This window comes from Desulfovibrio sp. (genome assembly GCF_047607245.1).
Lineage (GTDB): Bacteria > Desulfobacterota > Desulfovibrionia > Desulfovibrionales > Desulfovibrionaceae > Desulfovibrio.
Genome location: NZ_JASGDK010000106.1, coordinates 26,261 through 34,947, shown reverse-complemented (window position 1 = coordinate 34,947; position 8,687 = coordinate 26,261). Strand labels below are relative to the sequence as shown.

Below are 8,687 nucleotides of genomic sequence, written 5' to 3'. Positions count from 1 at the left end.
CGCAGATATAGCCAAAGAAATGCTTCGTGCCCTGACCAAAAAGGGCATTACCTGCCATGAAGGAACAAAAGCCAAGAATTTAATGTCCATTGACGGCAAGGCAAGGCTGGAGCTTGAGGACGGCTCCGTCATCACGGCAGCCAAAGCCTTGATTGCTGTGGGACGCTTTCCCAATACAAAAAACCTTGCTGCTGATAGCCTTGGCGGCAGCCTTACAGCTCGTGGCTATGTTCAGGTGGACGAAAAACTGCAAAGCGCGCCCGGCCTGTATGCCATCGGGGATGTTAACGGACTTACCCTTCTGGCGCATGCGGCAGAGCACCAGGCCGCCTATGTAGCCAAACATATTCTGGGCGAAACTGAGGACGCGTATACGCCGGGTCCCGTTCCATCCTGCGTGTACGGCAGCATGGAGATCATGCGTGTTGGCAAAACCGCCAGCGAGCTTTTGCACCAGGGCAAGACTGTGGGCATATCCCAAGCTGCACTTTCAGCCAACCCGATTGCCCAGGCCAGCGGGGGCACATCAGGTTTTGTAAAAATTGTTTGGCTCGATGGACAGATAGCAGGTATCGCCGCTGTTGGGCACGGAGTATCGCACCTCGTGACAGTAGCTCAATTACTCATAAAGGATGGATACACAGAAGCCAGACTGGATGAGGTCATGTTCGCTCACCCAACTCTGGATGAAATAATTCCTATGGCCATACGAGCATCCAAAGCCACCGCACCCAGAATATAAGGAGAGCAACATGCATTTTCCAGACGACAGGCTGTACCATTCAGATCACCTTTGGGCACAAGAACAGCCTGATGGGTCCTGGCTTATTGGCATTACAGACTATGCACAGGATCAGCTTGGCAGCGTGATATTTGTGGATCTGCCACAAACGGGAGCCAATTTTGAACAAGGGCAATCCTGCGCATCCATTGAGTCTGTCAAGGTGACCAGTGACGCCATCATGCCCATTGGCGGCACAATCGCAGAAATAAATGCAGATCTTGCCGACACCCCTGAGTTGCTTAACAGCGATCCTTATGGGCAAGGCTGGCTGATACGCGTCACTGCTGGCAGCCATGCTGCTGGAAGATGCTTGAGCAGTGAAGAATACTTTTCCCTCATTAAGCAGTAATATCCTCTACATCCGCAAACGGCAGATCGCTGGTGAAAATACTCCGGTAATCTGCCACCCGTACGCCGCGCAGGAAGCTTAATCAGTGCTTTATACTGACGGGTTTTCTTCCTCATAAAACATGATACTGCCGTTCGCTGCCAGGATTTATTGCAGCGAACGGCTCTTTCTTGACATCGCATATCCAGCCAATACCTCACCTCAAAGGCATTGGAGGCAGCAAAAGTAAACTGTATAAAGCAATCACTTAATCTAGGATCACAAAAGGGGCACAAGCTCTGCGCTCAAAACAAATTATAATAATTTAGGCTAGTTAAAAAATTAATAATATAAAGTGCCAACTCCCGCCATCGGCTCCCAAAACCATTACTGATTACAGCTAGATGTATGTAATCATTTTATGTTTTTCATTAAGAAGTTGCTTAGCTGCACAGCAAAAAAGGCTCTATTTGAACCGCTCACGGCCCCATTGTTCAAAAGCCTTAACAAGACAATCTTTAGGACTGTAAAACCCAACAAGATTTACGGTCGTGGCAACGCCTGTGCATAGTACACTATCCTGCTGTAAAATTTTTCCTGTTTCAACGTCCAAGACTGCAAGAATTACCTCGCCCTTATCGCGCTCCAACTGAAAACTCGCAGGCGGGTCTCGCCATTCAACAATGCGAACATCCAGCATATAGTCATTTCTAGAAGCAACGGCTTTTGCGAGGGCTTCAGAAGTGGCACGCGGAGCATCATCATATGTTGCCCCAACCAACTGCTTTTGTAAGCCCTTTTGCAGTGCCTGCTGCGTATGCAGACCTGAATCCTTTTCGACAGAAGCTCCCTTACTGAAATCTGTGGGCATAGCCACAAAAAATTTCTTCCCTTGTAAGGAAATATTTTGATCTGACTTGAGCGCAGTCACTTCAACCTTGGTCGAGCCAGTACGCACAGCACAACCATGCATAAACATGAAAGCAATCAGCAGCAATGCCCAATGAATATTCTTCATTTGCTCCTCTCGGGTTCAGAGTTTGTGTGTACAGAAACCTTTTTCGGCTTAAATGCGTGTTCCTTCCACTTATTCACCTCAGGGCGTATACACTCGCGCGTTGACATGCCAACCACCACTGCCATGAGGTAGCATGTTGCATTGAGATCGCTTTGCATGAGCACCTCCCCTGTCGACACTTCTGTCACTTTAATTAAAAGGGACGCTTCATGAGAAGGGCCGGACAGACTTGGCGACTTCCATTTCTCCAACTCAAGCATGATCAGGTAGTCACTTCCATTCTTTTTTGCTTCAGCCATACCTTGAACAGCTGTAACAACTCCAGGGCTATACATTGCCTCTCGGGCTTGTGGAAGCATCCATTTACTAAATTGCGCGGCAATCGATTCCGGTGAATCTGAAAAGTCTTCAGGCAGTCGTGGGCTTATGGCAACCCAGACAGAGCTCTGAGCGTACATCGGTTGCAGTATTTCGCTTGATGCAGGGGCAACCGTTTCGGCATGTTGAGCGCTACAAGCGCATTGCAGGCCAATAAGAAACTCAGATTCGAACATTGACCCTTTACGCAGTTAAGAATTGTCATATTTCGCGACCTTTCCTGCAGCTTATGTAATAATTTTCGCGTCCAAGCGTGGCCAACCGCTTTTCCTCACAGTGAGGAATTTTTGAAAAGATATAATAGTTCACTTGTATTCTTAACAAAGGAAACGGCTGGACGTTTCACTAAAGGCCGCTATGTGCACTCTTGAATATTATCAATAATAATTTAACTACTGCTTAACTGCGTACCAAGTACAATAGACATCGCAGCTCGATTTGAAGGCAGACGTTTCATTTGATCCTCCCCCTGCTCAACATTAAGAAGATTCAGAACATATCCTTTGAAAAAAGGGAAAACTGTTAAAAAACGTTTGAAGGCATACTTAAGTCAGAAGGTATTTCAGTAGATTCCAACCCCGGCCTTCCACAACATGTTGATACAGACTGCCGCGGGAAAGATCCTGTAGCTCAAGTACGGGATCTGAGCTTACAAGACCATCTTCAGTATAGGCCTGATATTTCTTGTAATATTGTATTGATATCGCCTAGAGTCAGGCATTTGCCATTCATAGTGGGCAATGATGGATTTAACTTGAGATGGAAAAGCAGCGTTACACCCGAAACTGAATTTTTAATCTGGATGCTCTGCTCCTCTGCATCCCGAAGCTGTTCGAGCTGCTTTGCTTTTTGTTCTGGCGGCAATGTAAATAAACGACTTCGCGGCTGCTCTTCGAGCTGATACAATTTATGATCAAACAGTTCAGTATGTTGTTCAGGCCGAAACTGAGCCCCGTCTCTTGAAGCAGCCTCAGCAAAACTCTGAAAAGTGATAAATAATATTAATAAATATAGGCATATTTTTTTCATTGAACGTTCATATAAAAATACATAAACCTACTCAAATGATTATCTTTCACAATCGTGTTTAAAAAATACAATTAAATAACCGTATTAAACTAGTTAATTTTCTTGGCTAAAAGCTCATCCCAAGAAGACAAATAATTACAGTCAGATATTATCCATGAAAAAAATGAAATATTTTTTCATTTTTTATTGGCCTGTGACTGGTAAATTCCTTCAACAAGGCAAACATTTTTAAATCCAGACACCCAAGCATCAATTCGCTATATTTCTGAAAATATATGCATTCACGGCCAAATTTATCTGAGTATTTAGCCCTTTTGTACAGTATATCGCCTGATTGCCGCCATTCGCCCGGGGCAGCATGCGAATGAACCCCTTGCAATGGCGCACATCAATCACCAACCATTCACTAATGGCTGCGAGCACGTGAGCTGTGCATAATCACGGCATCACATGGCCGTAGGGTAGAGGCTGCAATTCCTTACACCATTCCGGTTCTACACAATGCCTTCACGTTCCAGTTCGCTTGTCCACAGCATTTTTTTAACAAATCCAAGTTTAACAGCAGTGTTATGGGTAACACCCAACGAGCAGGATTTCCGAATTTTTCTCTGAGTCTTTACAGCGTGTGCTTGGCGCAATGGCATCACTTACTTCTCGCGAAGGTACAGCAATATCACGCTTGCCTGAAGCTAAGGTAGCAGAAATACAGAGGACGGAAGACCGCGTCTCCCTGATCTTTACCCACATGACGCAGTAGAGTGCGCAACCCTATCTTCAATGTCGCAGTGTCGCATTCGTGCGTCATGTGGGCAGAAAAGTTGACAACACTGGACCGGACCCAAAAAACATCGTTAATACCAACCATAGGAAGGCGGAGCTGCTGCCAATGGCAGCCAAGACGGTATCGAATGCATGATGATTCCTTGTCCTTGTGGAGAGGGTCAGTGCGCGCCGCCCGCGTCAGCGGGGGCCGAGGCCCTTTGGCGGACTGGCTTGGATAGCCAAACCAACCCCAACAAGCCGATGAACATAGCACCCGAGATCCAGAACAGATCGGTTGCCGACATGATGAAGTTCTGTATCTCCAACAGCCTATCAAGCATGCCGTAGAACTGCTGTGGTGCCAGATGCAGCGTGGCGGCCTGGTCAGCAAACTGGGCGGTTTGGTGCGAATACGGAGTAATGCTTTCAGTCAGATAGGCGTGGTGCCGGATGGCACCATCCTCCCACAACGTTCCACAAAGCGAGGCCGCAAATGAGCCTGCCATAATACGGGAGAAGTTATAGAGGCCAGAAGCGGCCGGAATGCGGTTTGGCTCAAGCCCCGATAGGATGACCGTGGTGAGGGGGACAAAGAAGGTCGCCATAGCCAAACCTTGAAGTAGATGAGTGGCCGCGATGTCCCAAGGTGAAACGTCAGGGCTGAAAGTGGAACGCCAGAAGCCGCAAGCGGCGAACACCAAGAACGCGACGGAAGCGTAAATTCTGGGGTCGACCTTGTGGATGGTTTTGCCCACCAGGGGCGATAGAATAATTGCAAGAATGCCCACTGGAGCCGTTACCAGTCCTGCCCAAGTGGCGGTGTAACCCATTGTTCTTTGCAGCCACATAGGAATTAAGACCAGGTTGCCAAAGAACACGGCGTAGCCGACGGTAATGGCAAGAGTACCCGTGGCGAAATTACGACTTTTGAATAGAGAAAGGTCAACAATGGGATGTTTTTCGGTCAGTTCCCATATCAGGAAGAAAACGAAAGCCACAACGGCTACCACAGCCAATACAACGATGAAGCTGGAATTAAACCAGTCTTCGTCCTTACCTTTGTCCAAAAGAATCTGCACAGCGCCAACCCAGATGACAAGCAGGGCCAAGCCGATCTTGTCAATGGGCAAGCGGCGCGTTTCGCTTTCCCGCCCCCTGAGTGTAATCCAGGTCAGCCAAGCTGAGGCGAGGCCGACCGGAACATTGATATAAAAGATCCACGGCCAGGAAACATTGTCGGTTATCCAGCCGCCCAGCACCGGGCCCATCACCGGAGCGACCACGGTGGTCATGGCCCAAAGGGCGATAGCCATGCCCGCCTTGGACTTGGGATAACATTGCAGCAGCAAGGCCTGCGACAGCGGAATCATCGGTCCTGCTACCAGCCCTTGCAGGGCGCGGAAAGCCAGTAACATCCCAAGATTAGACGCCATGCCGCACAGAAATGACGTCAGCACGAACAAGAGAACAGAGGCCAAAAAAAGTCGCAACTGCCCTAACCGCATGAACAGCCAGCCCGTTAACGGCACAGAGATGGCGTTGGCGACACCAAACGAAGTAATCACCCAGGTTCCCTGGCTTGCACTTACCCCGAGGTCACCAGCGATGGTCGTCAGAGCAACGTTGGCGATAGTCGTGTCTAATACGTTCATAAACGTGGCTAGCGACAGGGCAATAGTCGCCAGAACCAGTCGATTACCCGACAATGGGGGATAGGAGATCATAGCGCCGCCTTCATTCGCATCAGGCTACTGAGCCAGCCCACTATTCTGGGCAGACAATTCGACGATCAGGTGGTCAACATCCTTGTCCAGATCCGAAAACACAGATGTTTCGGCCACAGTATCGGCCTGCTTACCAGTCGACAGCTGAGCGCCAGTCTCGTCCTTTACCGTTACCGCGACCACCATCGACAAGCCGATACGCAGGGGATGCGCTTTCAGCTCAGCGGGATCGAGAGCAATGCGGACAGGCAGGCGCTGTACCACCTTGATCCAGTTGCCAGTGGCGTTCTGGGCTGGCAGCAGAGAAAAAGCCGAGCCGGTTCCGGCTGACAACCCCACCACCTTGCCATGATAGGTCACCGATGAGCCGTAAAGATCAGCTGTCAGAGTAGCTGGTTGACCAATGCGCATGGCGCTCAACTGGCCTTCTTTAAAATTGGCATCCACCCACAGCTGCTCCATCGGCACCACCGCCATCAACGGCGTACCGGGGGCTGTGCGCTGCCCACCTGCACCGAGCGCCGGACAACCTGTCCCGAAACCGGAGCGGGAACCTGTGTCCTGCGCCAGGCCAGATATGCCTCACGCAGACGAGCGGCAGCCATCTTGACGCGGGGATGATCGGCCAGTGTAGTGTTGTCCACTAACACTTGATTGGCCTCCAACTGCTTGCGCATGCTGCTCACTTGGTCGGTGGCGGTCTGTACGGCATCACGGGCATGCTTCAGCTCTTCCGCCGAAACGGCGCCTGTACCGGCTAGTTTCTGACGGCGGGCCAGATCCTCTTGCAGGCGGGCCAGGTTGGTTTCCTGCGACGCAACGGAGGCGACCGATGCGCCTTCATTGCTGTAGAGGGCGCGAACCTCGCGCAGCGTCTGCGAAAAAATGGCTTTAGCCTGTTCCAACGCCAGACGGGTGTCAACATCGTCGATACTGACCAGGGGCTGCCCGGCCTGAACATAATCGGTATCGTCGGCACGCACGGCGATCACTGTGCCCGCGATCTGCGGCGAGACCTGAATCACATTGCCCGAGACGTATGCGTCGTCAGTAGAGACGTCATAACGGGCCGAAATGAACCAATATACACCGTAGCCGATAAACAAGACGGCAAAACTGGCGGCGGCCACGCCCATCAGAAATTTGCGTTTGGACGACGGGATCAGCGGCTGAGGAGCTGCGGGAGTGGGAGTGCTCATAGCAAAATTCCTTATGGATTAGTGACTGTCTGTTGCGGCACGACACCGCCACCGAGGGCATGAGTCAAAGCAATGGCGATGGTATACTGCCGATTGCGCGAAATCGCTTCCTTGCGTTTCTGGTCGATCAGTTCGCCTTCAGCCGAAAGCACGGTAAGATAATTGCTGAGACCCTCGCGGTAACGCAGCATGGCCAGGCGGTAAGCCTCGCTGAGATGCCGGACCGCCACGCGCTGATCAGACAAGGCGGCCTGATTGGCCTTCCACGAGGTCAACTGCCCCACCACGTCCTGTAAGGCGGACAACACGGTGGCGTTATATTGCTCCACCTGGATGTCCTGTTCGGCGGTGACCTGCTTCAGATTGCCGCGTAGACGCCCGGCATCGAAGATCGGCAGAGTAATGGCTGGACCAACACCATAGATGTGGCTGTTGCTCATGAATAACTTATTGAGGCCAATGGACTCGAAGCCCAGAAAGGCGGTCAGGTTGATATTGGGATAGAATTGCGCCTTGGCAGCATCGATGCCGTGCCCCGCCGCCTCGACCCGCCAACGCTGAGCCACGACATCAGGACGCCGTCCGATCAATTCAGCAGGTATTTCGCTGGGCAGGCCGACGGGAGCCAACAGACGCAACGCTGGGCGGCTGATGCTTGCTCCACGGTCGGGCGATGCGCCAGTCAACACCGCCAGGGTCTGCTTCAGCAGGGCGATGCGCTCTTTGCTGACTGAAATTCCAGCGGTGGTGGCAGCAATAGCTGCCTGGGCCTGCCGATTTTCGATGTCGCTGCCAAGCCCAGCGGAATTAAGCTGGGCTGACAATTTCTGAATTTCGGTCTTCTGACGCAGCAGATCGTGATCGATGTCCAACTGGTCATATTCGCCAGCCAGAGCGACATAGGTTCTGGCGATGGCGGTGGTCAATTCCAGCCGGGCGGCCTGTGCGTCCACCTCCGCAACTTTGGCATTGCCCAACGCCTGGCGATAGGCGGCCTCATCGCCACCCCACAGATCAAAAGTATAAGAGCCAACCAGTTCTGCATTGTTTCTGGTTTTGGTCTCCCCGCCCAAAGAAGCTGGATAAAGCCCGTTGGCGGTAAAGCGCTCGTCCGAAACTGTAGCTTTGGCATCCAGCTGCGGGAAAAGCCGCGAGCGGCTGATGCCGGCAATGGCGTCTGCCTTGCGCAGCCGGGCCTGGGCCAAACGCAGGGCCGGGCTGCCCTGCAACGCCTCTTCAACCAGCTTGTTCAGTTGTTCGTCGTGCAAACCAACCCACCAATCTTCGGCAGGCCAAGGCTGGCCCTTGCCAGCGTCGCGGATGCTTTGTTCGATGGCCAAAGTGGAAGGATCAATAGCCTTGGCTTCTGGCTTGATACCGTGCCAGTTGGCACAACCGGTCAATAATACGACGAAAAGCGGTGCGATTATCAGAAGGGTGATGCGCATGGGCAGTCCTTACATTT

10 protein-coding genes and 1 pseudogene are annotated in these 8,687 nt (G+C 51.4%); 2 read left to right on the top strand and 9 right to left on the bottom strand.

The annotated features are described in order from the left end of the window. Both QM579_RS08940 and gcvH read left to right on the top strand, forming a co-directional pair. A partial coding sequence (locus QM579_RS08940; RefSeq protein ID WP_414998817.1) for an FAD-dependent oxidoreductase occupies positions 1-742 on the top strand: 742 nt, incomplete at its 5' end. A 10-nt stretch (positions 743-752) separates the two neighbouring features. After that, positions 753-1,133 carry a glycine cleavage system protein GcvH gene (gene gcvH / locus QM579_RS08935; protein WP_414998816.1) on the top strand — a complete coding sequence of 127 codons (381 nt, stop codon included), beginning with the start codon at positions 753-755 and terminating at the stop codon, positions 1,131-1,133. Between the two features lie 445 nt (positions 1,134-1,578). On the opposite strand, the gene QM579_RS08930 is transcribed toward gcvH, so the two are convergent. The 9 genes and pseudogenes from QM579_RS08930 to QM579_RS08890 all read right to left on the bottom strand — a co-directional run bounded on the left by QM579_RS08930 (position 1,579) and on the right by QM579_RS08890 (position 8,670). Further along, positions 1,579-2,130 (bottom strand): DUF4823 domain-containing protein, encoded by a 552-nt coding sequence (locus tag QM579_RS08930; protein ID WP_414998815.1) that lies wholly within the window; start codon positions 2,128-2,130, stop codon positions 1,579-1,581. Continuing rightward, a complete protein-coding gene (locus QM579_RS08925) occupies positions 2,127-2,684 on the bottom strand; it encodes a peptide synthetase (RefSeq protein ID WP_414998814.1) in 558 nt (185 codons plus the stop codon). Before QM579_RS08925 ends, QM579_RS08930 begins: the two co-directional genes overlap by 4 nt. A 212-nt stretch (positions 2,685-2,896) precedes the next feature. Then, positions 2,897-3,025: pseudogene (locus QM579_RS08920) on the bottom strand (POTRA domain-containing protein); the annotation flags it as partial. Between the two features lie 146 nt (positions 3,026-3,171). Further along, positions 3,172-3,537, bottom strand: coding sequence for a hypothetical protein (locus QM579_RS08915; protein ID WP_414998813.1), 366 nt, complete (start codon positions 3,535-3,537; stop codon positions 3,172-3,174). 673 nt (positions 3,538-4,210) lie between these two features. Beyond that, on the bottom strand, positions 4,211-4,402 hold the full coding sequence (locus tag QM579_RS08910; RefSeq protein WP_414998812.1) for a hypothetical protein: 192 nt from the start codon (positions 4,400-4,402) through the stop codon (positions 4,211-4,213). A gap of 76 nt (positions 4,403-4,478) precedes the next feature. Next, on the bottom strand, positions 4,479-6,023 hold the full coding sequence (locus QM579_RS08905) for a DHA2 family efflux MFS transporter permease subunit (protein ID WP_414998811.1): 1,545 nt from the start codon (positions 6,021-6,023) through the stop codon (positions 4,479-4,481). Positions 6,024-6,047: 24 nt separating this feature from the next. Continuing rightward, complete coding sequence (locus tag QM579_RS08900; RefSeq protein WP_414998810.1) at positions 6,048-6,485, bottom strand: HlyD family secretion protein; 438 nt, start codon at positions 6,483-6,485, stop codon at positions 6,048-6,050. A 14-nt stretch (positions 6,486-6,499) separates the two neighbouring features. Then, the gene (locus tag QM579_RS08895; RefSeq protein ID WP_414998809.1) at positions 6,500-7,222 is read right to left on the bottom strand and encodes a biotin/lipoyl-binding protein; all 723 of its coding nucleotides are present in this window, start codon (positions 7,220-7,222) and stop codon (positions 6,500-6,502) included. Positions 7,223-7,233: 11 nt separating this feature from the next. Further along, positions 7,234-8,670, bottom strand: coding sequence for an efflux transporter outer membrane subunit (locus tag QM579_RS08890; RefSeq protein ID WP_414998808.1), 1,437 nt, complete (start codon positions 8,668-8,670; stop codon positions 7,234-7,236). Positions 8,671-8,687: the final 17 nt, after the last annotated feature.

Coding starts and splice junctions, on each gene's coding strand:
- gcvH (WP_414998816.1), top strand. CDS start 753: ATGCATTTTCCAGACGACAGGCTGTACCATTCAGATCACCTTTGGGCA.
- QM579_RS08930 (WP_414998815.1), bottom strand. CDS start 2,130: ATGAAGAATATTCATTGGGCATTGCTGCTGATTGCTTTCATGTTTATG.
- QM579_RS08925 (WP_414998814.1), bottom strand. CDS start 2,684: ATGTTCGAATCTGAGTTTCTTATTGGCCTGCAATGCGCTTGTAGCGCT.
- QM579_RS08915 (WP_414998813.1), bottom strand. CDS start 3,537: ATGAAAAAAATATGCCTATATTTATTAATATTATTTATCACTTTTCAG.
- QM579_RS08910 (WP_414998812.1), bottom strand. CDS start 4,402: ATGGTTGGTATTAACGATGTTTTTTGGGTCCGGTCCAGTGTTGTCAAC.
- QM579_RS08905 (WP_414998811.1), bottom strand. CDS start 6,023: ATGATCTCCTATCCCCCATTGTCGGGTAATCGACTGGTTCTGGCGACT.
- QM579_RS08900 (WP_414998810.1), bottom strand. CDS start 6,485: ATGGAGCAGCTGTGGGTGGATGCCAATTTTAAAGAAGGCCAGTTGAGC.
- QM579_RS08895 (WP_414998809.1), bottom strand. CDS start 7,222: ATGAGCACTCCCACTCCCGCAGCTCCTCAGCCGCTGATCCCGTCGTCC.
- QM579_RS08890 (WP_414998808.1), bottom strand. CDS start 8,670: ATGCGCATCACCCTTCTGATAATCGCACCGCTTTTCGTCGTATTATTG.